The 22,701-nt window shown below is 54.4% G+C and carries 19 protein-coding genes and 1 other RNA gene; 1 reads left to right on the plus strand and 19 read right to left on the minus strand.

The features are described 5' to 3' along the window. Nucleotides 1-188: 188 nt before the first annotated feature. The 14 genes from PAT3040_RS30215 to rpoE form a co-directional block, all read right to left on the minus strand. On the minus strand, nt 189-452 hold the full coding sequence (locus tag PAT3040_RS30215; RefSeq protein WP_108995606.1) for a pro-sigmaK processing inhibitor BofA family protein: 264 nt from the start codon (nt 450-452) through the stop codon (nt 189-191). Then, on the minus strand, nt 449-694 hold the full coding sequence (locus PAT3040_RS30220; protein ID WP_108995607.1) for a DUF2508 family protein: 246 nt from the start codon (nt 692-694) through the stop codon (nt 449-451). Before PAT3040_RS30220 ends, PAT3040_RS30215 begins: the two co-directional genes overlap by 4 nt. 348 nt (nt 695-1,042) lie before the next feature. Beyond that, the gene (gene recR / locus PAT3040_RS30225; RefSeq protein WP_087571724.1) at nt 1,043-1,642 is read right to left on the minus strand and encodes a recombination mediator RecR; all 600 of its coding nucleotides are present in this window, start codon (nt 1,640-1,642) and stop codon (nt 1,043-1,045) included. A 77-nt stretch (nt 1,643-1,719) separates the two neighbouring features. Next, entirely contained in the window at nt 1,720-2,031 is a 312-nt protein-coding gene (locus tag PAT3040_RS30230) for a YbaB/EbfC family nucleoid-associated protein (RefSeq protein WP_087571723.1), read from the minus strand. A 27-nt stretch (nt 2,032-2,058) separates the two neighbouring features. Beyond that, nucleotides 2,059-3,849, minus strand: coding sequence for a DNA polymerase III subunit gamma/tau (gene dnaX, locus PAT3040_RS30235; RefSeq protein WP_108995674.1), 1,791 nt, complete (start codon nt 3,847-3,849; stop codon nt 2,059-2,061). A 244-nt stretch (nt 3,850-4,093) separates the two neighbouring features. Beyond that, nucleotides 4,094-4,361: signal recognition particle sRNA large type (gene ffs / locus PAT3040_RS30240), an RNA gene on the minus strand. A gap of 124 nt (nt 4,362-4,485) precedes the next feature. Continuing rightward, nucleotides 4,486-4,902, minus strand: a complete 417-nt coding sequence (locus PAT3040_RS30245; RefSeq protein ID WP_108995608.1) for a hypothetical protein — start codon at nt 4,900-4,902, stop codon at nt 4,486-4,488. 83 nt (nt 4,903-4,985) lie between these two features. Beyond that, entirely contained in the window at nt 4,986-5,183 is a 198-nt protein-coding gene (gene rpmE, locus PAT3040_RS30250; protein ID WP_087571721.1) for a 50S ribosomal protein L31, read from the minus strand. 149 nt (nt 5,184-5,332) lie between these two features. Then, on the minus strand, nt 5,333-6,607 hold the full coding sequence (locus PAT3040_RS30255) for a radical SAM family protein (RefSeq protein WP_108995609.1): 1,275 nt from the start codon (nt 6,605-6,607) through the stop codon (nt 5,333-5,335). A gap of 31 nt (nt 6,608-6,638) precedes the next feature. Then, nucleotides 6,639-7,985 (minus strand): transcription termination factor Rho, encoded by a 1,347-nt coding sequence (gene rho, locus PAT3040_RS30260; protein ID WP_087571719.1) that lies wholly within the window; start codon nt 7,983-7,985, stop codon nt 6,639-6,641. 65 nt (nt 7,986-8,050) lie between these two features. Next, nucleotides 8,051-9,310 carry a UDP-N-acetylglucosamine 1-carboxyvinyltransferase gene (murA, locus tag PAT3040_RS30265; RefSeq protein ID WP_108995610.1) on the minus strand — a complete coding sequence of 420 codons (1,260 nt, stop codon included), beginning with the start codon at nt 9,308-9,310 and terminating at the stop codon, nt 8,051-8,053. A gap of 505 nt (nt 9,311-9,815) precedes the next feature. Beyond that, entirely contained in the window at nt 9,816-10,214 is a 399-nt protein-coding gene (locus tag PAT3040_RS30270) for a response regulator (RefSeq protein ID WP_108995675.1), read from the minus strand. Between the two features lie 169 nt (nt 10,215-10,383). Next, on the minus strand, nt 10,384-11,997 hold the full coding sequence (gene pyrG / locus PAT3040_RS30275) for a CTP synthase (RefSeq protein ID WP_087571717.1): 1,614 nt from the start codon (nt 11,995-11,997) through the stop codon (nt 10,384-10,386). Nucleotides 11,998-12,367: 370 nt separating this feature from the next. Continuing rightward, nucleotides 12,368-12,934 carry a DNA-directed RNA polymerase subunit delta gene (gene rpoE, locus PAT3040_RS30280; RefSeq protein ID WP_087571716.1) on the minus strand — a complete coding sequence of 189 codons (567 nt, stop codon included), beginning with the start codon at nt 12,932-12,934 and terminating at the stop codon, nt 12,368-12,370. A gap of 482 nt (nt 12,935-13,416) precedes the next feature. Between rpoE and PAT3040_RS30285 the strand changes: the two genes are divergently transcribed. Further along, nucleotides 13,417-14,556, plus strand: a complete 1,140-nt coding sequence (locus PAT3040_RS30285; protein WP_373863988.1) for a S8 family peptidase — start codon at nt 13,417-13,419, stop codon at nt 14,554-14,556. Nucleotides 14,557-14,588: 32 nt separating this feature from the next. On the opposite strand, the gene PAT3040_RS30290 is transcribed toward PAT3040_RS30285, so the two are convergent. The 5 genes from PAT3040_RS30290 to PAT3040_RS30310 form a co-directional block, all read right to left on the minus strand. Next, nucleotides 14,589-15,374 carry a ferric iron reductase gene (locus tag PAT3040_RS30290; protein WP_146200597.1) on the minus strand — a complete coding sequence of 262 codons (786 nt, stop codon included), beginning with the start codon at nt 15,372-15,374 and terminating at the stop codon, nt 14,589-14,591. After that, a complete protein-coding gene (locus tag PAT3040_RS30295; RefSeq protein WP_258235237.1) occupies nt 15,361-17,343 on the minus strand; it encodes an AraC family transcriptional regulator in 1,983 nt (660 codons plus the stop codon). Before PAT3040_RS30295 ends, PAT3040_RS30290 begins: the two co-directional genes overlap by 14 nt. Nucleotides 17,344-18,118: 775 nt before the next feature. Then, nucleotides 18,119-20,107, minus strand: a complete 1,989-nt coding sequence (locus PAT3040_RS30300) for a DUF4838 domain-containing protein (RefSeq protein ID WP_108995612.1) — start codon at nt 20,105-20,107, stop codon at nt 18,119-18,121. Between the two features lie 91 nt (nt 20,108-20,198). Beyond that, nucleotides 20,199-21,245 (minus strand): 3-keto-alpha-glucoside-1,2-lyase-like domain-containing protein, encoded by a 1,047-nt coding sequence (locus PAT3040_RS30305; RefSeq protein ID WP_108995613.1) that lies wholly within the window; start codon nt 21,243-21,245, stop codon nt 20,199-20,201. A gap of 30 nt (nt 21,246-21,275) precedes the next feature. Continuing rightward, nucleotides 21,276-22,701: beta-galactosidase (locus PAT3040_RS30310; protein ID WP_181376933.1), on the minus strand; the 1,426-nt coding region annotated here is incomplete at its 5' end.

The following is a 22,701-nucleotide window of genomic DNA, read 5'->3' on the forward strand; positions in this document are numbered from 1 at the left end:
AACAATCTTTTCTTTCGTTGCCGGCGTCAATCTCTCGCGGCGACAAGAAATAATATATCACAGCCACCCAGAGGAATGCAAGTCCTTTTTCAAAAAAACTTTTTAAAACGTTTATTCCTCTTTGTCAGGCGCGAAAATCAATGTATCATATCGAGCTGTATAGCGTCAACTTCGAATCATACATTTAGTTACATTACAGTCATCTGCAGTCCTGTCAGCAGCGCAATTCCCGGAACGCCGAGCACGAACACCGTCCCTATCGTAATGGGATTGAGCGGGATGTACATATCGGCAATCCATCCACTGTAATTCAATACATAGAGCACGCCAGCCGCCGCGATCAGATGCAGAGCAAATCCCTTAAGCCAACTGAATGGCATTTTGTTGCGAATGAGTATCCAGATTAATAGCGCCGACGAGCCGATCAGCATTGCCGCCCATACCGTTTTCATTTTACAATCCCCTCCCACTTGGGCCATGGACCCTGCATTTGCTTCGCCTTGCCCAGCAGCATATCGTATCGCTTCTCCGCCGTTATGATGTTATAGATGGCATAATCCACTTGTTCCTTGCCTACCGCGTGATGAAAGAACCTGTTCGCGTTCTCCCATTCCGTCAACGTTTCCTTGATCTCCTGCTTGAGCGCCTGCTTCTTCGAAAGCTCGTCTTTTTCTTCCTCGCTCAGTCGTCTCATGCCCTCACCCGCCTTGTCCAAGCTCTTATACTGCTTTCTCTTATGTGTATAAGCTTGTACGCCGAATTAGAACCGCCTGGGCGTCCAACCGTCCATGGATGGTGTAGTCTGGATGATTGATTGCAGCTACATTGCCAGTTTCGCACACAAAGAATCGACGGCCTCATAGTCGACCTTATTGGCATCTTTAAAGCGCCAATTGGCTTCATTAAAAGACCAAGCAGCGTTCCTCATGTCCGTTAGATTCGGTTGGAGTTGCATCATTTCCTAAATAAAAAACCGCCCCAACCACGCATATTGCGCAGCTAGAACGGTTCATTCTTGCTATAGGCGGAGCTATCGCTCCGATCAACTAAGCTCTCTCCGACCTTCCAGAGCCTTGGACAATGTCACCTCATCCGCATATTCCAGGTCGCCGCCCACAGGCAAACCATGGGCGATTCTTGTGACCTTGATGCCAAATGGCTTCACCAGCCGGGACAAATACATTGCCGTCGCTTCTCCCTCAATATTGGGATTCGTCGCAAGGATCAACTCCTGAACGCGCTCGTCGCTCAATCGACGGAGCAGCTCAGCGATGCGTATCTCGTCAGGTCCAATGCCTTCCATTGGGGAAATCGCGCCCTGAAGGACGTGATAATAGCCGTCGAATTCCTTCATCCGCTCCATCGCGACCAGATCCTTCGACTCCTGAACAACGCAAATGACAGAGCCGTCACGGGACTTATCCTGGCATATCCTGCAAGGATCGGTATCGGTAATATTGCAGCAGACCGAGCAATAGAACAAATTCCTCTTCACGCTGACCAGCGCTTTGGCGAAATCGATCACATCATCTTCCTTCATCCGCAGCACATGGAACGCGAGTCTTGCCGCCGTTTTGGGGCCAACGCCCGGGAGACGGGTAAAGGCATCAATCAGCTTCGCTATCGGTTCCGGGTAATACAAAAAAGTGCAGCTCCTTTCAGCCCTTCAGCCAGCCATAACCAAATTCGGAGCCGTTCGTTACCCGAGCGGCTGCTCTATTAGAACAAGCCGGGGATTTTCATGCCGCCCGTAAATTTGCCCATATCCTTGTTCGCCAGCTCATCCGCTTTCGTAAGCGCGTCATTGACGGCCGTCAACACAAGATCTTGAAGCATTTCGACATCATCCGGATCTACCGCTTCCGGCTTAATAACAATGCTAAGCACTTTCTTGTGTCCGCTCACTTCAACCGACACGACGCCGCCGCCCGCCGAACCTTCAACGACTTTGGTTTCGAGCTCCTCTTGTGCCTTCATCATCTGCTCTTGCATCTTCTTCACTTGCTTCATCATTTGATTCATATTGTTCATTAGTAGTCACCTCGTTAATTATTATAATTAAGTCTTATCCTTCACAACAACCAAATCTTCTCCGAAGAGCTTCACGGCTTCCTCGATCCATTCTGCCCTCTTGGGAGGAGGGGCGTCTACCGCCTCATGCTCCAATGCGAAATCTCCCGAATCTTGGGAAGGAGACTCCCCGGCGCCATCCAGTCCCGTCTGCCAATCCTTCTGCATCACGGTCACAAGACCATACGGCTTCCCGAGCACCTCTCCGGCAATTCGTTCAATGATTTCGCGGTGGTTCGGCTTCTCGGTCGTTTCTCTATGAATTTCATTTTTGAAGGCAAGAAGCAGGTTGCTCTCCGATAAGGATACGAGCTCCCCGTCCTTGAGCCAGGCATGCAGCGTCACCTTCTCTTCCTTGACCCGCTGCAGCACGTCGCCCCACTTCATGCGGGCCGCTCCCGATTCGGGACTGCCTGCGGAAGCGAGATAAGCGTCGAGCTTCACCTTGGCGCGAGCGATGCCGCTTCCGCCGCCGAAGGCTCCGCGGGAAGGGGAACGCGTCGCCGCTGCTCCCTGTCCCCCGCGTCCGGATGCTTCTCCCGCCGCTGCAATGGCTGCCCCTCCGCTGAGCAGTCCTTCCAGCTTGCGTTCCAGCGCAGCGATCTGCTGTCGCATGGCCTGCACCTCGGACGAGCTCGCCCCGCCTCCGGAAGGCGGGGGAGCGCCGCCGCTCCCAGCCGAAACCTTTGCCCCTTCGTCAAGCGTACACAGCTTGAGCAAGGCAACCTCGAATACGGTCTGCGGCTGCGCGGCGTGCCTAAGCTCCATCTGATACTTGTTAAGCGTATCGATCATCGCGAACAACCGTTCAGGCGAATAAGCCTCGGCCATTCCCTGGAACTTGTCGCGATCCACGATTCGCTCGGTGGCGGCTCCGCTGTTCGGCGCCAGCTTAAGAACCAGCAGGTCGCGGAAATAATAAATCAAATTCTCCAGGCACTTGTCCGGACTCTTGCCGGCCACCGTAAGGCCTTCGACCAGCGGCATAATAGCCGCGGCATTTCGCTCTTGCACGGCTTGTGCGAGCTGATAGAATTGCTCGGACGCCAGCCCGCCCGTCACATCGACGGCTGCCTCCAGCGTAATGTGCGAGTCGCCGAACGCGGCAACCTGCTCCAATAAGCTGATGGCATCCCGCATGCCGCCTTCCGATAATCGCGCTATATAAGCGATCGCATCCTCGTCGGCTTCGATACCTTCTTCCGAGCATATCTGCAGCAATCGTCCCGTCTGCTCTTGAAGCGACACTTGACGGAAGTCGAACCGCTGACATCTGGATATGATCGTAGCCGGAAGCTTGTGAGGCTCCGTCGTCGCCAAGATAAAGATGACATGTCCCGGCGGTTCTTCCAGCGTCTTGAGCAGCGCATTAAACGCTTCGGAGGTCAACATGTGCACCTCGTCGATGATGTACACCTTGTATCGAACCTCGGAAGGGGCATACCTGACTTTATCGCGTATGTCACGGATCTCGTCGATGCCGCGGTTGGATGCCGCGTCGATCTCGATCACATCCATAATATGTCCTGCCGTTATGCCTTTGCAAGCGTCGCATTCATTACATGGCTCCACGGTTGGCCCATGCTCGCAGTTTACCGCCTTGGCCAGCACTTTGGCCGTGGTCGTCTTGCCGGTCCCTCTAGGTCCGTTAAACAGATACGCATGAGATACCCGATCCTCGCGAATGGCATTCTGCAGCGTCTGTATAATATGTTGTTGTCCAACCATGTCCTGGAACGTCTGAGGACGCCAGGCACGATATAAAGCGATATGTGTCACGCGGCTCTTCCCTTCCGGTTGCATCAGATTCCCTTATTATACTACATTGCAGAGGGAAGCGTAAGCGCTAACCAAAGCTTGCCAGAGTATAACGGAATGGCAAACATCTGCTTGTCCGTGTTGACGTGCAAATAAGCCGCTTAGCCGGCTCTGCGCTTTTTTAGCCAAAAATGCCCGCAATTGCCGGAACCGGCAACTGCGGGCATTTGTTCAGGGCAACCAAGCCCTTATTGATTAGGCAGAACCGTGCACCTGCCCCCGATATATACGACCCAAGCGGCATTCTTGCTACACAGCTCGAGTCAGGCACTCCCCCGGCACATGAACTAACTTGCTTACGGCTGCTTCCTTCCGGACCTGACCGGGTTCACAAGCGTCCATTGCGGAGGACCCGACTGTCAACACTGCTTGCAAGCGCCAAGCCTCACATCAGTATAACCTCAGACAGGAATTCAACCTCGCTACAGCGGATTGCGAGTTACAGGGCACCGCTACCTCCCCGTCTAGCACGGCAAAAACAAGTATAGTACATTCCGGGACAAAGCGCAACCGATGGCGAAATTTACAACGGCTTGTTTAGACTTCAACTAGACGATCTTCGTATGTGCGTTTTGGAATGTCGCGTATACAAGCCCCTCAACGACTCGCTTTTACATGCACTTCGTATCTCGGCATATTTGTCTGTACGATCGCTTGGGCCCGCGCGCGCAGCTTCTCCAGCTGCGCATCCGTCATTTCCGGATCTGCCGTCAGCTGGACATGCAGCTCGCTGCCGTTAAAGCTGACCCGCGTGGAACGGATGCCGGCAACCGGCTTCAGCACTTGCTCGATCATCCGGGTATCCTTTTCGTACAGGAGCGTCGTATTGCGGTTCATCAAGCTTGGGTTGCTATTGGAATAACCCATATATCCGTCATGGCCGTAGCCCTTCTCTTTTCCCGGTTCCGCGCCGGAGCACCCCGCTCCAAGCAACAGCGCCGCGCCGATCAAGCCGGCAAGCATCCATCTATGCAGAGCCGTTCCGGACCCCGTATGCCTATCCAATTTGTCCATTAAAAAAACCTCCCTTATAACCATAGGATGGCTGAGGGAGGTCCTTGTATTCTGCCAAATAAAGGCCGAATTGGCGATAGGAATTAAATGCCGTATTTCTTCTTGAAACGGTCGACGCGGCCGCCGGCATCCAGGAACTTCTGCTTACCCGTAAAGAACGGGTGGCATGCGGAGCAAATCTCTACGCGAAGAGTCGGTTTAATGGAACCAGTCTCGAACGTATTGCCGCAAGCGCAAGTTGCTGTAACGACGTGGTATGTCGGATGAATACCTTGTTTCATCTCGTTCACCTCTTTCTGCCCTGAGCCACATGCGGGCCCAGAGTATAAATCACACAATGTGGATTATAGCACGACGCGGCTCTCCATGCAATGATTAACCACTGCATGGCTACAATTCCTCACAGTGGTCGTTCCACGCATTTATAGAACTACGGGATTAACACATTTTTTGGACGGCGAAGCTCGACAGGCGGCACATGCGTGTAGGAGCCGATGACGACATCCGGCAATTCTTCCCGGAAAATCTCGAGCATCGTCTTCATTCCATAAATTTCTCCTTGCGCCTTGGGGATAAGCTCAAGGTAGCTCTCGGGATCGATATTGAGATTCCGCATTTGGATCAGCTTGAGCCCTGTGCGTTTCGCGAAGCCGATCATGGCCTCAATCTCTTCCTCGCGGTCCGTCACCCCGGGGAAGATCAAATAGTTGATGGACGTATACACGCCCTTGTCGGTAGCGTATCTGAGCGACTTCTCGACATTTTGCAGCGTATAGCCGCGCGGCTTGTAATACGCATTATAATGATCGTCGAGCGCGCTGATCGTACTGACGCGCATCAAATCCAGACCGGAGTCCACAATGGCGCGAATGAAATCGGTTAGTCCTGCGTTGGTATTAATATTGATGTAACCGTTCGAGGTTACCGCGCGCACCCGTCTCATCGCTTCCACGATAATCTTTACTTGCGTGGACGGCTCGCCTTCGCAGCCTTGGCCGAAGCTGATAATAGACTCCGGCTCGCGAAGATGCTCCAACATGATGTCTACGACTTCGTCCACCGTCGGCTTGAAGTTCATCCTTGTCTGGGGAGCCAGAAAACCGCTGTCGTCCGGCTGCTCCGAGATGCAGCCGAAGCAGCCGGCATTGCACGAATAGGAGACAGGCACGGCGCCCTCCCAACGATTTAGAAACGTATTGGATGCCGTGAGACACTCATAGCCGAGCGCGCAGTTGGACAAGTGTTTGTACAGACGATTGTCCGGATACTTCTGCAGCAGCCGCTCCACTTGCACGCCAAGCTCCTGACGATCGCAGTTCAGCGGATCCCACCGCTCCGGATCGTCGCATTGCTCGGCTGCAACATGGAAACCGCCGTCCTTCCAGACAACGGCCGTGTAGCCGAAGAGCGGCAGCTTCTCGTTTTTGTCCGCCTTCACGTAGCCGGGCAGGCATAGCCGCGTATAACCTTGGGGCAGCAACGCGCCGACAGCTTGTGCGCCGCCGGGCAATACTTGCATCTCTCCGCTGTCCGGGTCAAGGCCGACGGGACGCGTAAACGGCAAGCTGACCAGCGTCGCTCCTTCCGGGAGAGGAATGAGTTCCTCCTCCATCATCTCGACGACCATGTCGCCGCTGCGTCCTAGACCGTAAAAATCGGGATGGTCGAACACATTGCCGTGTTCGTCCGCATATACGAGATTCATGATGTCCTCCTTCCAGCCGGGCTGCGGCCTCCTATGACCCCTGCGTCGAACGCGCTACGGGTCTGCGGCCTGCGGATGTCGACGAGGATGCGGGGCTCTTTGCCGGCGGTCTATCGTTCCTGGACGGCTCGGCCGTCGTATCCAGAGACATAAGGAACTGTTCGTTGTTGTCGGAGTCCTTCAGCTTTTTGAGGAAATTATCGACGAAGTCCGGCGAGTCGCTCATCGTTTTGCGGATGGCCCATATCTTATCGAGCTCTTCCTTAGTCAACAGCATCTCTTCCCGCCGAGTACCCGATCTGCGCATATCCAGCGCCGGGAAGATTCGGCGTTCCGCCAGCTTGCGATCCAGATGCAGCTCCATATTGCCGGTACCCTTAAATTCTTCATAAATGATGTCGTCCATACGCGAGCCCGTCTCGATCAAGGCCGTCGCCAAAATCGTCAGGCTTCCGCCCTCCTCCACGTTGCGCGCCGATCCGAAGAAACGCTTTGGACGGTGGAAGGCAGCTGGATCGATACCGCCGCTCAATGTGCGGCCGGATGGCGGGATAACAAGATTGTAAGCACGCGCAAGGCGCGTGATGCTGTCCAAAAGAATGACGACATCCTTCTTATGTTCGACCAATCGAAGCGCGCGCTCGAGCACAAGCTCGGCAACCTTGATGTGATTCTCCGGAAGTTCATCGAACGTCGACGCGACAACTTCGCCTTTTACCGAGCGCTGCATATCGGTCACTTCCTCCGGACGCTCGTCGATGAGCAGCACGAACAGCTCAATATCAGGGCGATTCTCGGAGATGCTGTTGGCGATCTCCTTCAGGAGCAGCGTCTTGCCGGCCTTTGGCGGAGCGACGATAAGTCCCCTTTGGCCAAGTCCGACAGGGGCTAACAGGTCCATCATACGGGTGGATAACTTCGACTTAGAGGTTTCGAGCACTAATTTCTTCTCGGGATATAGAGGAGTAAGAGCAGGAAAATGGAGTCGTTCTGCCGCCGTTTCAGGGTTTTCTCCATTAACGGCATTTACTTGGAGCAAGCCGAAATATCGTTCGTTCTCCTTTGGAGGCCGGCACTTGCCGGAAACAAGATCGCCGCTTCTCAGATCAAACCTGCGGATCTGGGATGCCGAAATATAAATATCTTCCTTGCTGGGCAAATAGTTGATGGGACGCAGAAATCCGAATCCTTCTTGCAGGACGTCCAATACGCCTTCCATAAACATAAGTCCGCTCTTCTCCGCTTGCGCCCGGAGGATGGCGAATATAAGTTCCTTCTTCTTGAGTTGACCGTAATAAGCAATTTGATATTGCTTGGCGAGCTTATACAGCTCCGTCAACTTCATCTCTTCCAGATCCGCAATCTGAAGATCCGACATATTCTCACCACTTTATTCGAATTGTTGAAAACCTTTTAATTCATCATTACCAGTTTTTACCTAATTTATTCCGAACTGTTCTCGCGCCATACTTCCGCACCCAGCCTGGTCAGATTCTCCACCAGATGATCGTACCCCCGGTCGATGTACTCTACGCCGGTAATTTCGGTTACGCCATCCTCCACGGTCAATGCCGCTACAACCAACGCCGCTCCAGCCCGCAAATCCGCCGCCTTTACCTTGGCCGCATTGAGCTTGCCGCCTTCGATAATGGCGGATCGTCCTTCCACGCGGATATTGGCCCCCATGCGCGTAAGCTCCGGCACATGCTTGAACCTCGTTCCGTAAACGTAGTCTGTCAGAATGCTGACGCCTTTCGCTTGCGTAAGAAGCGTTGTCATCGGCGATTGCAGATCGGTTGCGAAGCCCGGATAAACCAGCGCTTTCACATCGATGGCCGTGTATTCCGGCGAGCCGATAATCCGAATGGATTCGTCCATCTCGACGACCTGCACGCCCATCTCCTCAAGCTTGGCCGTCATGGCTTCCATATGCTTGGGGATAACATTATCTATAAGTACGTCGCCGCGCGTTGCTGCGGCCGCAATCATATAAGTTCCCGCTTGAATGCGGTCGGGAATGATGGAATGCCGGCAGCCGTGAAGTTTTCTGACACCTTCGATACGAATCGTCTCCGTTCCGGCACCTTTCACATTTGCTCCCATGGCGTTCAACAAAGTAGCTACATCTATGATTTCAGGCTCTTTTGCCGCATTTTCGATAATGGTGGATCCTTGGGCCCGAGAGGCCGCAAGCATAATGTTAATCGTTGCTCCAACGCTTGCAACGTCCAGGTAGATCTTGGCTCCGCACAGCTGCGCGGCCTTAATATGGATGGATCCATGCTCATTGGTTACGGTAGCGCCCAACGCTTCGAAACCTTTAATATGCTGGTCTATGGGACGAGGCTCGAAATTACAGCCTCCGGGCAAGCCTATAATCGCTTCTCCAAATCGGCCTAACATGGCGCCCATCAAATAATACGAGGCTCTAAGCAGCTTGACCTTGCCGTTAGGCATTGGTCTTGAAATAAGCTCTGAAGGATCGATTCGCATCGTATCCCCATCGCGAGTAACCGTCGCGCCAAGCTCTCGCAGGATGTCGCTATAAACCGCAACATCGCTAATCTCAGGCAAATTGTCTAATACAACTTCCGATTCCGCCAATATTGCAGCAGGAACAAGAGCGACCGCGCTGTTTTTGGCTCCACTGATCTGAACCGTGCCGCGCAGCGGTCGACCTCCGCGAATCATCAATTTCTCCATGAAAAGTAGGTTCCTCCTCTTAAGCTTAGAAGGCAGCAAAACTAGCAGCTTTAATGATTGACAGGCAGAAAGAATTGCGGCGCCCTTGTCAGAGGACGCCACATTTTCTGTTAAAATTCTAATCTAATTGGGACAAGGTAAAACGGCTGTTGCCGTCTTTCGGCGGTGTAATATCCGAGAAATAGAGGTCAAGTATGAAGTAAATCTATACAATCCTGTATTTCAAAAAACCGCCGCAGCCATAAGGCTTGGAGCTTGAAGGCTCGTCCTGTCGGCATTGTTCAGGCGGTCACTCTGAGCTATTATATCACACCGAAGAGCCAAATGGTAAGGTCTCTTTCCTTTCCGGAATAGCAAAAAGAAGCAACGCCGCGCGCCGCGCATGCGATGCTTCCTTCTTCAAAATACAGGAAAGCCTATGATCTCGCCCTACTTTCTCTATATTTCCCGGAATGAAACGAGCCGCGCTGCCGCGGGACGGCCACAGCCGTTTCACCTTGCTTCATTAAGAACCTACAGCGAACCGGCCCGACGAGCTGCCTCCCTGCAGATGGCGATTCACTTCCATTCTCATCTCGTCGATATCGAACGGCTTGGTGAAGTGCATCAGCGCGCCGAGATCCGTCGCTTCCTTAATCATATCGAGTTCGCCGTAAGCCGTCATCATAATGACCTTGATGGAAGGATCGATCGTTTTGATATGCTTTAGGATCTCCAAGCCATCCATGCCCGGAATCTTCATATCGAGCAATACCAAATCCGGTGAATCGCGTCGCACGATCTCCAAGGCGATCTTGCCGTTCGCAGCTTGAAACGTATTATAGCCTTCGCTGCTGAACACTTCTAACAACAAGACCCGAATTCCGTTCTGATCGTCGACAATCAATACCTTCTTCTTATCCAAGCTCCTCAACTCCCCGAGAATGAACGTCGTAATCTTCATCAAACGATAAGAGACTGCTCCGTCAATTTTTTATATCTATTCGAGAGAGAGAAGGGATTATCCTGCTATGGCATACAAAAAATTACTGGATGGAAGAAAGGATGACAACAATGTGTCAACTTCTCGCTAATTAGCGCGCCAAACGCTCCGAATACGATAGTGCCGATTGCACGAACCCTCTAAACAGCGGCTGCGGGCGATTCGGTCTGGACGTAAATTCCGGATGAAATTGTACCGCAAGGAACCAAGGGTGATCCTTGAGCTCGACCATCTCTACCAGGCGTCCGTCCGGGGAAGTGCCGGAAATGATCAGTCCCGCGGACTCAATGACTTCCCTGTATTCATTATTGAACTCATACCGATGACGGTGGCGTTCGTACACCAGCTCGTCCCCGTATTCGCGAATCGCGATCGTCTCGGATGCGATCTTGCACGGATACAGGCCAAGGCGCATCGTACCGCCCAAATCCTCGATATCCTTCTGGTCTGGAAGCAGATCGATAACCGGATACGGCGTAGAGGAATTAATCTCCGAGCTGTTTGCTCCCGCAAGACCAGCCACGTTGCGAGCGTACTCGATAACGGCGACTTGCATCCCGAGGCAGATGCCGAAGAAAGGAATCTTCGCTTCGCGCGCATACTTGATGGCGCAAATCTTGCCTTCGATACCGCGATCGCCGAAGCCGCCCGGCACCAAAATGCCGTGTATGCCTTGCAGCGCGTCCGCGACGGTATCGTCGGTCAGCTGCTCGGCATCGACCCAGCGGATCTTCACTTCGGAGTCCGCAGAGATGCCGGCATGTCCAAGCGATTCCACGATGCTAAGATAGGCATCATGCAGGGCAACGTATTTGCCGACGATTGCGATCTCCGTTGTGTGATGCAACGACTTCACTCGGGCGACAAGGCTCTCCCATTCGCGCATGTCGGGCTGCTCGGTCTGCAGCTTAAGATGGTTTACGACGAACTCGTCGAGTCCTTGCTCGCGAAGCATGAGAGGCACCTCGTACAAGGTCGACGCGTCGCGGCATTCAATGACCGCATTTTCGTCGATGTCGCAGAACAAACCGATTTTGCGCTTCATGTCCTCGGCAAGAGGATACTCCGTGCGGCAGACGATTACGTTCGGTTGGATCCCGATGCTGCGCAATTCCTTCACGCTGTGCTGAGTCGGCTTCGTCTTTACTTCGCCTGCTGCCTTAATGTAAGGAATAAGCGTGACGTGGATATACATGACGTTGTCCCGGCCGATATCGCTCTTGATCTGGCGAATCGCTTCCAGGAAAGGCAGGCTCTCGATGTCGCCGACCGTACCGCCGATCTCCGTAATGACAACGTCAGAGCCATGCTCCTTGCCCGCGCGGAAGACGCGATCTTTGATTTCGTTCGTGATATGCGGGATGACTTGTACCGTTCCACCCAGATAATCGCCGCGGCGTTCCTTGGTAATCACGTTGGAATAGATTTTGCCCGTGGTGACGTTGCTGTTCTTGGACAGGTTGATATCAATAAACCGTTCGTAGTGACCGAGGTCAAGGTCCGTCTCTGCGCCGTCGTCCGTGACGAATACTTCGCCGTGCTGGTACGGGCTCATCGTGCCCGGGTCGACGTTGATGTAAGGATCAAACTTCTGGATAGTAACTTTAAGCCCTCTGTTCTTGAGCAGTCTGCCTAGCGATGCCGCGGTGATTCCCTTGCCTAGGGAAGAGACCACGCCGCCGGTTACGAATATATATTTGGTCACTGTGATGATACCCTCCATGCTCCTATGTTAATAAATAGTTTACCCAAATCCGCTGCCTTATGTCGCACATGCGCCATGAATATGTAGCGCGCAAGGCCTATGATGCTATCCGATTGAATCCAAGATGAATCGGCTGTCGCCGTCTTTTGTCGGCGCAGCGCGTTTCATTTCGACAATTCTAAGTCCAAATAAGTTGCTAAAACTTATAAATTCTTAGAATTCAAACAAAAAAAGTGACACCCGTAGCTACGGGGGCACTTTTCTCTTATCGCATGTCATATGCGTATTATTGGTTAACCGAATCTGAAGCCCATGCAATAGTGTACTCTGCTTAATAGTACATGTCAAGCGAAACTAGGCGGACTTCCGATTACTTATCGTCGTCGTCTTCTTCGTCTTCGAAGGAGTCCTCTTCCTCGTCTTCTTCGGCGTCGAGTTCGTCTTCGCCTTCTTCCAGATCCTCTTCCTCGATGTCGATCTCCTCTTCGACCTCAGCCTCTTCTTCGGCCTCCTCGAAGTCTTCGGAGTCCTCGTCGTAGGCATCGTAATCTTCTTCCTCAGCCGCGAAATCGTCCTCTTCTTCTTCTGCGAACAGATCCTCGTCGTCGAGATCGTCGTCGTCGTTAATGATGCGCGTACGCTTCGCGTTGCCCACCGGATCCTCGGAGCGCTCTACCGGATACCAGCGCTTGAGTCCCCACATATTGCTGCCGACGCAAGCGAATCTTCCATCGATGTTGATCTCCGTATATACCTGAGCGATAAATTGATTGATGCCTTCCTGGGACAGACCGCGAATCTTGGCGATCTCCATCATCAAATCGCGATAATAGTATGGCGTGTTGGCCGCTTTGAGCACCTCGAACGCCAAGTCGACCATTGGCATTTCCTTCACGCGTTCAGGATCCAGCTTCAATGTAATATTGCCGCCGCTCATATGGACACATCCTCTCTCACTTGCTCTGGAATGATGTACGTTGCCGTACCTTATGCATTCTCGGACGAAGCTTCTAAGCCCGCTCCTAGCCGAGCGGCCTTTCTCCTTCGCACGCATTAGTCAAACTATAGTAAAACCTATTTCAATCGAAAAATCAAGTGCAGGCCGTTCTCGGAGCGCAGCTCGTCCGGCAGCCGTTCGACGAGTACCCTGCGTGCGGCAGTGCGGGAAATGTCGGAAGATGCCGGATCTGAGCGGTCACGGCAAAAAAGCGAAGGGAAGCTCCCTTCGCTTTGACTGTATCCATCCGACTCGCGTCGGAGATGCAAGAGCGTATCCAGCTCTTCATTCATCCTATGAGCGAACGCGGATTTTGCCACGGTCTGACGCCTATTTATTTGAAAAAAGGCAAGTGGCTCATGCCGTCCCGCTCCATCCTTCATACAATAGTGCAGCATCGTCCTTCGGGAGGGGGAGCTCTATTGAATATCGCCGCATTCATTCGTTCGCTGCAGCAATCGCGTTCGATATCTTCCACAGAAACTACAAAACGCATTATCCGATTCAAGCATGACAGCGATTATCGCACGTTCGTGCGGCAGCTGTCACAAAACGACAAACTTAGGCCGCTGCGCAAGCTCATAAGCCCCCTGCCCATCATTAGAGGTATCGTCTGCCAATTGCCAGCTTCAGCCGTGCTTGATTGCTCTGGAGGACACATCTGGATGGAGAAGGACTGCCTCATCAGCGTCAACCCCTCCTCTCAGAAGTCGCTCGCGCTCGATAACGGCATGCCATGGGGCGTGCAACAGATCAAGGCGCCGCAAGCATGGGGCGTCACGACCGGACATCGCGTCAAGGTTGGCGTCATCGATACCGGAATCGACTTTAATCATCCCGATCTGCGACATTCGCTGCTTCGGGGAATCAACCTGCTAAATCGAAGCAAAATGCCTTACGACGACAATGGACACGGCACGCATATCGCAGGAACGATCGCCGCGGCCAATGGCATGCATGGCATGATCGGCGTGGCTCCGCGTGCGCTGATTGCTCCGGTCAAGGCGTTCGACCACAACGGAAGCGCCTTTGTCTCCGATATTATACTCGGCATCGAGTGGTGCGTCCGCAATGGCATAGACGTCATCAACATGAGCTTCGGGATGAAGAATAGAAGCAAGGCGCTGCTAGGCGCTGTAACAAACGCCTACAACTCCGGCGTCATCATCGTCGCTTCCTCCGGCAATGACGGCAAGCTTCGCTCCGTCGACTATCCCGCCCGTTATCCTCAGACGATCTCCGTAGGCGCCACTAACCGCTCCCGCAGGGTCGCGCCCTTTAGCAACCGGGGGGCGCATATCGATATCTACGCTCCCGGCGAGAAAATCACATCGGCATGGCTGAGAGGAAACTATAATGAGATGAGCGGCACCTCTATGGCAACTTCTCACGTGAGCGGGGCCATAGCCCTGCTGCTGTCACTCTACCCGCATCTGACACCGGCGGAGATTAAGCTCATCATGAAACGTTCCATGCAGCCGCTGCGCAACGCCAAAAATCGGCGAAGCAGTACCGGCGAGCTGGACATCGTCCGAATGCTGCAAGCCGCGGAGAAGCTATAAGCTTCTTGCGCGGCTTGTCGTTTTTTCCTTTTTCAACAGCCGGATGCCGCCCTGACCTTGGGACACTTCCGGCAATACTCGGGCGCCATCTCGTAATACAAGCAGCATGTCAATCTCGGCCTGGCCGAATAAATCCCGGAAGCGCGCGCCGCACCCCCCATGAACTTAGCCAGCGGATTACGTTTTTCGCCGAATAGGGATGCCGACGAAGGGCTCGACATATAGACATAATCTTCTGCGGCATGCGGGTCCTCGAACTCCTCCTCTTCGTACGGCGGAGCGATACGCACGGCGGCGTTTTCCCACAAAATCGCCATCGGCACGCGAGCGCACTCCGACAGCGTCTTGAACAAAGGGGCCACATGGTCGGCGAACAATCCGCAGAGCACGTCCTCTCTCCACTTCTCCCGCTCCCCGGCCAACGGTACCGTCACAGTCAAGCCTTCCACTGCCAGCTCCGGAAAGCTGGACTTGCCCGCGGCGCAGCCGCTATAGTCCGGTGAGATCAGGCGGCATTGCATGGGCGTCAGCATCAACCCTTTATTGAAACCGGTCATCGCATGCAGCACGGGCGCGACTAGCAAGTAGCCATACCTCTTCGCCAGCATGGAAGCCGTCACTCTCCGGGACGGAGCCCCGATATGCTTTCCCAGCCAATCCAGATAGTCCCCGCACAGCTCCTTGTTCAGCAGCTCCGATACCCGCACGTCCGCCAGCAAAGGAGGAAGATCGGCCCCATCCTCGATCATTCGGAATTCTCCAGGGAGCTCCCTCCGTTCCTCCTGCGATAAAAACGTTCTTCCGTTAGTGGTCGCCAAGCAGCGTTTCTCCCACCTGATCCACGATCATATTAATTGCGATCGGGCCGTAGTAAGCGATCCATAACGTCGTGTCGACGTTGTATATCCGGTTGTGCTTAACGGGCTCCAGCGACTGCCAGGTTTCCGTCTTCTGGTACTCCTCGGCCTCTTCCTTGAACATATCGTCGGTCAGCAGGAAGTAATGGTCGGCTCCAACGCCGGGCAATGCCTCCAACGCGATCTGATAAGCGGTATCGTCCACCTCGGTTACCGCTTTCGGAGCGATCAATCCCAAGTCCCGGTATAGAATCGCTCCCGTGCGATGATCCGGCGTATGCACTCGAATGCCGCCGTCTCTAGGCCTTAGCAATGCGATGCTCTCCCCGTTCATCTTGTCCTGCAGCTTCTCCTTGAGGCTGGACACCTTCTCTTGGTAAGCCTTCAGCACGTCGGCGGCAGCCTGTTCCTTGCCGACGATCTTCCCGAACGTAACCAATGTGTCCTTCCAGTCCTCGTCGAAGTCGAGCACGATCGTCGGGGCGATCTTAGAGACGCTGTCATAGATTTTCTCCTGGAAGCCGGTAATAATGATCAGATCGGGATCCATCGCCACGATGGCCTCGAGATTCGGCTCGTCGCGCGTGCCCAGCACCTTGACGTCCGCCAACTGATCCGCCAGATATTCCGGGAAGTCCTCCGAAGAGCCCGCCGCGGTGACGCTGCCCGCCGGCTGTTCTTGCAGGGCGATCAACTGATCGACGAACTTCGTGTCGAGAACCGCGATGCGCTCCGGCTTCTGCTCCAGCACGATGTCATCCTTCAGATGTTTAATGGTAACTGGATAACCGGCTTGCTCCGCTTGGGCCGGACCGGGAGCGGCCGTCGAGGACGCCGTGGACGTCGGGGACGCTCCTTCGTTCGTATTGGACCTCGCTCCGCCGTTTCCGCCCGAGCATGCCCCCAGAATCAGGGCCAGACTCAGAATTAGACTAACGGCCAGCATGGATTTCGTACGTTTGATCACTTGCCATTCTCCTCCGCTTGGATATTGATAATGATTCGCACTATCAACATCACTATAAGGGAGTTTGGCCGCCTCTCCAATGGGATTTGGCGACAAGCCGGATGCACTTATGCGACAGGACCGGCGGCATTGGAGCGGAGAGATGCCGTAATGCTTCTTGAAGGCGCGGCTGAAGTAATAGCTGTCGGAGTACCCCGTCGCCTCCGCAATCTCGCGCAGCGTTGCCTGCGTCCCCATAAGCATCGCCTGAGCCTGGTCCATGCGGATCCCGATCAAATACTCCATCGGACCAACCCGGTGCCGCTTTTTGAACTGCCGCTGCAATTGTCGAGGTCCCGCTTCCAGTACGGTTGCAAGCTCCTGGAGGCCGAGAGGCTCCGCGTAATGGTCTTTCAGATAACGAACAGCCCTGGCGACAAGATCCGGCCGGTACACGTCCGTGCCTCCCTGCTCGTGAACTTGCCGCAGCATTTCGTACACCAATTGATGGAACAAAGCTCTGACGTGGAACCGGTCCAAGGCGGAGGGAGCTTGCCACAGCCCCAGCATCTGCTCCGACTTCGCATACAGCGCCAGCGGGTACCCCGGCACAAAGCCGTACGAAGACTGGAACGGACTATTTTTCTTCAGAACAGCAGCCAATTCCTTGCGATGAGGCGGCGCGGGAGCCGCTTTGTAAAAGATCAGATCGTATTGCACCGCCTCCCTGACCTGAACGATGTCCAGCAGCGAGCCCTTGCCTGCATGGCAGGCGTAAGCGCCCCGAACCGAGTGGCGGCGCTCGTCGATATAAATATCCGCGCACCCTTGATGAATCAGCAGGAACCCGCTGGCGGGCATGCGGAAGGAAGCCCGCTTCTCTTCCGGCCCGATCCGGGAACGCCTGATATCCAGCACTCTGATCGCGGAATGATTCCACAGCTTCAAATGTTCCTCTAACGAAATCCCTCTATTTCCCTCCATGACCATCTCATTCTCCCACTCGTTTAACTCGCGCGCCCCCAACCGGTTTCGATCGTTCGGGTTGGATCCGATTCGATTTGATTTGATTCTATTTGATTTGATATGGCTCGTTTTGCTTCGTTTAGATTGATTCGATTCGATTCGGATTGATTCGATTCGATTCAGATTGATTCGATTTGCACTGATTATATCAATAATAATTCTCATTATCAATTAAAGTGGTCTATCATAACACCAACACCAACACCGAAGCAGAACGTTTCAGCTCCGTTACTCACAATGAATCGACAGACTATTCCCGTCTGTTAGATCTAGTTGTGGCTAAAAATCTGACAAATAGAGTCGCTGGTGTCTGTTAGATTCTCCACCCTTTTGTTCACAAGTCATGGAGTATCATCATTTTTTATGCAACAAGGAGAAACGGCTGCGCCTCCTTTTGCCGGGCAGCTCGTCCGCTCGTTTCATGCCGAGAATTCCAAGTCCAGATAAGGTGCTATGGCTTTAAATTCGCGGGACAGGGTTCGGCCGAGGTCGCGCTTGATCTCGTCCAGTTCCTTCTTTTCTACCCGAACATGACGCCGGCAGAGATCAAAGCCATCATGCAACGTTCGATGCAACCGTTCAAAAGCAATAAAGCTCGCCGCAGCGTCGGCGAGCTCGATATTATGCGCATGCTATAAGCCACCAAGAAGAACTGATCCTCGGCTTGCAACTGCTCCCTTCATTGTCGCGAACCGCCGCCGTCGCCATACTCGACAAGCGCCCGCTCGTCCCTTTACCAATCGTTGACGATGATCCCTTCATTGATCATTGTAAAGTAGAAGGTATCCATCACATCCGCGAGCTGCGGCTCGCGCATGAGAATAAACGATTTTAGCTCTCGCCATTGCGGCAAAAGTTGTTCCTTCGGCGTCCCCGCCGCTTTGCGACTTAACAGCTCGGCCAAGCTTTTGTTGATCGTGGCGGAATCGGCAAGGATGTGCAGCATCTCCGCACGGTTCGGGCAGACAGCGGCCGCAGCCTCCGCCGCCTCCCGAAGCCGGGGCAAATACGCCTCGCACCATGCCGCCGCCTGCACGAAACCGTCATGCGCCCCCTTGTCCAGCATCGGCAGCTCATTGCGCGTGTACTCGTGGGACATCAGCCTGCTGATCCCCTCGAGGTATTCCCAAGCCAGCGCCGCGTGTTCGCCGTATGCCGCTGCAAAATATTCCTCCGCCAGCCGTTCGAAGGCCAAATCGCGATTGAACAGGGTATGCCCCATCGTGTACATGGCAAGACCGTTCGGAAAAAAAGCCCGCTGTACCTGGCAGCTGACCAAGCCGCCAAGCCCGAGTTGCTGCAGCCCCTTTATATCCTCGCTAATGACCCGCGCCAACCGAATGCCGGAATATTCCCGGTGCACATCCCACATCAAGTGGTAGTCAAAATCAAAGCTGTCGCCGGCGAACACCTTCTGCCACTCATACAGAAAGGCCAGGTTGCGCTCGATGTCGCGCGGATAGTCCACCTTGTTCAGCTCGAACGGTATACGCGGCGTCTTGCCCCGCTCAGGCGCCTTGCCTTCTTTTAGAAAGGTGCTGGTATACGTGCGGTGAATCGGCGCATACATCATAATGAACCGGTCCGGATTGTTCATCCGGACCTGCTCAGGCGTCCACAACAGCTCGAGATAGATGAGGAAGGCAATTCGGTTCTCCAGTCCGAGCGCGGTCAGTTGCCTATCCACCTCGTTGATCATAACCATATAGTGATCCGGCGGCGAGAGCCGGCGGCATTCTTCGCATTCGCAGAAATTGTTGAAGTTGTCCCCCAGCCATACATGCAGCACATCCACCTCGCGATGGGCTTGCACATAACGGACGATTTCGTCAATCATGGCTTGGCTGGCCAGCGGATTGGAATAGCAGAGCTGCGTATTAAGCGGAATCCCTTCAAAAAAGGTTCGTTTGCCGCCCACCTCGGCAAGCAGAATGCGCTTGTCCTCCGGAATTTCGCTATCCTGCACCTTATGCCAGCCGATGGACGGAAACCCTATGCTTTCGCATGTCCAGCCATGCCCGACCGCATGGTAGATCATCCCGCGCAGCTTGATGGCCGCAATGATTCGGGCGACGAATTCGAGAGAATGCTCGCGCGTAAACGGCTCTGCCGGCATGGTGTCGTTGCCCTCATGCTTATACCAGCGCTCGAAGAAGGTGAAGGAATCCCGGAATTGCAGGAAATACGCATTGAAGCCTGCTTTGGGCGCCCATTCGACAATAGACAGGACATGCTCCAGACTCGCCGCCCCTTCGATGCATATTCCGCGATGACGATGATCGGGCCTGGCCAGCAGCCTGACGCTGCATGCCGCCTTTTCCCGCACCGGGATATATTCCCCAGCGGGGGTCGGGCGATAGAAGCGGCAACCGAACTCATGGAACATCCGGTATACGCCCTGCAGGACGCTTCGGCTGTTCGTTCCGATAATAATCCCGCTACCGCCCTGAACATCAATAAGAAACGCATCATCCCAATATGCATTCAGGGGGGCGCTGTGCCATTGAATCTGAAAATCCGCCGGATCGAGGTCCGGAATCGTCGGCGCCTCATCGCCCGCACCCAAGCCAGTACCAAAAGCTGCCGGGTTGACGGCCAGCTTAATATTCAGTCCGTCGCCTTCGCCGGTCAACCGCCGACCGTAACGTTGCAATTCCGCATAGGCATAATCCAGCTCTGCCGTTGCCGGCTTCTGTTTGACATTCATTAATAATTTATTCATCTAATCCCTCTCTCGCCTTACATGATGCAAGAAACGACTGCGCCTCCGCACGCGGCCGGGCAATCGTTTCCGGATGGAATCCATCCGTCGTTTATTTTCGCTTCAGCTTCACGTAAGCCAATACTCCGACTGCCGCAACAGCCGCTGCTAGGATAACGCCCAGCCAGACGGGAAAAGAGGATGAGTTCGCTTTCTCTGCCGAATCGTCTCCCGAAGCTTCTGCCGCCCCAGACGTCTCGCTCCCTGAAGTCTCCGCTGCTTCAGCCGTAGCTTCGGGCGCTTCCGTAACCGACGCCTCCGGCATCTCGCCCGCTCCCTCCGCCTCGCCGGACGCATCAACCGAGGCTTCGCCTGCTCCTTCCGCCGCTTCCTGGCCGCTGCCGGCGTTGGCGCCGTCAGGGTCGGCAGGCTGCTCGGATACCGGCTCGCCGCCAGCCGCCGCTTCGTCGTCCTGCACTTCCACGCGCACATCGTCAATGATGACGTCGCCAACGCAGACATTGATGCTGATGTAGCCCGCGACATCGGTTTTCTTATTGCTGTAATCCACCAGGCCGACGACCTGATCATCCACATATGCCGTGAAGATGTTGTCTTCGGCAACGAGCTTATACGTATGCCAATCGTCCACCTTGTCGGCGAATGCGGCGGATTGCGTCGTATTTTTGGTCAGGGCCACTACGCCCGCGCCGCCCGGATAACCGCGATAAGCCTGGAACGAAATGGCGGATTCCTCGAATTTGAACGCGTGCAGCACATTGTTGCTGCCGTTATAGCGGTCATTCGTATCCTTGCGGACCGAAAAGCCGATCCACGAGCCGGTGAAATCCAACGATTTGGCCTTCATTGAAATCGTAAAATTTTTGGCCTTGATATCCTTGGGCGCAATATAGAAGAAGCTGCCGCCCGTCGCTTTATTATTGACATGCATAACCCCGTCTTTGATCTCGGCGACGCCGATGACTTCATCGTCGTCCACGGTCTCCGGATCGTCGTCCAGATGCCCGTTCGTCCATTGGGAAAAGTCGCCCGAAGAGAAATCTTCCGTAAACGTTTGATTCGCGGCATTGGCCGGGCCGACCAGCCCCAGCGTTGACGCCAGCAGCAAACCTGCCAGCATGCACATCCATTTGCGCATTATGGGACACCACCTTCATCTGTATTCGGCTTACCTGATGACGACCAGCGCGCCTTCGCCGGCGGCAAGCGCAAGCTCCAGGACGCTGCCGGAATGCCGGGACGACTCCGCTCCCTGAACGACTTGTAGCGTATGCTCGCCCGTCCATCGCAGCGTCGCCTTGCCGTCGCGATCGATCGTATTATTCACGACATAGTAGGCTTGCGTGCCGTCGTAATCGAAGGCGCCCGCAATAACGGGAATATCTCCCGACAACGCCGCCAGCGCGCCATAGCTCGGCAATTGATCGTCCTCCGGCACCGGGACAGGACTTTCGCCGTGGACGATGACCCCTTTGAACCGAGCGCCCATCAGCACATGGTCGATCGCGGCGATTTGCCGGTTCATCTCCTGCACGTCGTCGTATATCGGCGTCTTCTCGCCGTTCCGCGACACCATACCGCCCGTAAATCCGTCTTCGAACGGACACCAGAACGTGAAATATTGAATGCCTTGCGCCCCGTACGCCAGAGCCGTATTCACCTGCCAGAATGTCTCCGATCGAATCGGCAGGCGGGCGTTGGCATTCCAGCTTGCGGACTGAATGAACACCCAGAACGGAATGCCATGTTCGCTCGCGGTTTTCCGGACAACCGATAAATTGTCGTAATACCCTTGCGTCAGTGCAGGGAAGGTTCCGTGCAGCGGGTAATAATCGTAAGAAATAAACGTAGGCTTCACCGCATCCATATAAGCGTCCAAATATTGCCGGTATTGCGCCGCCGTCGGCAATCCGCCCGTTTCATCCAACTTGTCGACGAACAATTGGTTTACCGATGCGTAATTGGGCAGCAAATTAATATAGAAATATTTATCGGGATCAAGCTCCGCAAACGCGTCATGGCTGGCTCCGAGCGAATCGAAGTACGCGGAAGCAGGTTCGTCTACGGCCAGATTGCCCAGATAGGCCGGATGCCCGCGATACGTATCCAGCGAATAGCGCATCAGCTCGGGGTCGTCCGCTCCCGCTTGAATTGCCGAATCGGACACCAAATATTTCAACCCGTGCTCATGCGCGTAATCAAGCGCGCGCAGCACCTGCGCCGGATCGATTTCGACCCGTTCATACAAGCCGTAAACGATATTCAACCCCGCCTCCTTCGCAAGCCTGTAGCTGTCGCTTGTAATATAGTCGGGATTGTCATGCCCGAACATCCCCGAAGGCGGCGGCGCCACCCACGCTCCTATCGGCATCACATCCGCTCCTAGCGGATGAATCGGCTTGCGGCTCTCCAATGCTATTCCTCCTGTTGCAGGGGCTTCTTGCTCCACCTGTCCCTGATTATTGCCCGAATCGCCGGCCGCTTCCTGCCCGCCCGGCGATTCGGTACGGTTGCTTTGCTCTGGCGATGCCGCGCCTTCCGACGGCACGGCGTCGCCAGGCGCTCGCCGGTCGCTATTGCTGCAGCCGGCGCGC

It is taken from the genome of Paenibacillus agaridevorans (genome assembly GCF_003112455.1).
GTDB classification, from domain to species: Bacteria; Bacillota; Bacilli; order Paenibacillales; family Paenibacillaceae; genus Pristimantibacillus; species Pristimantibacillus agaridevorans.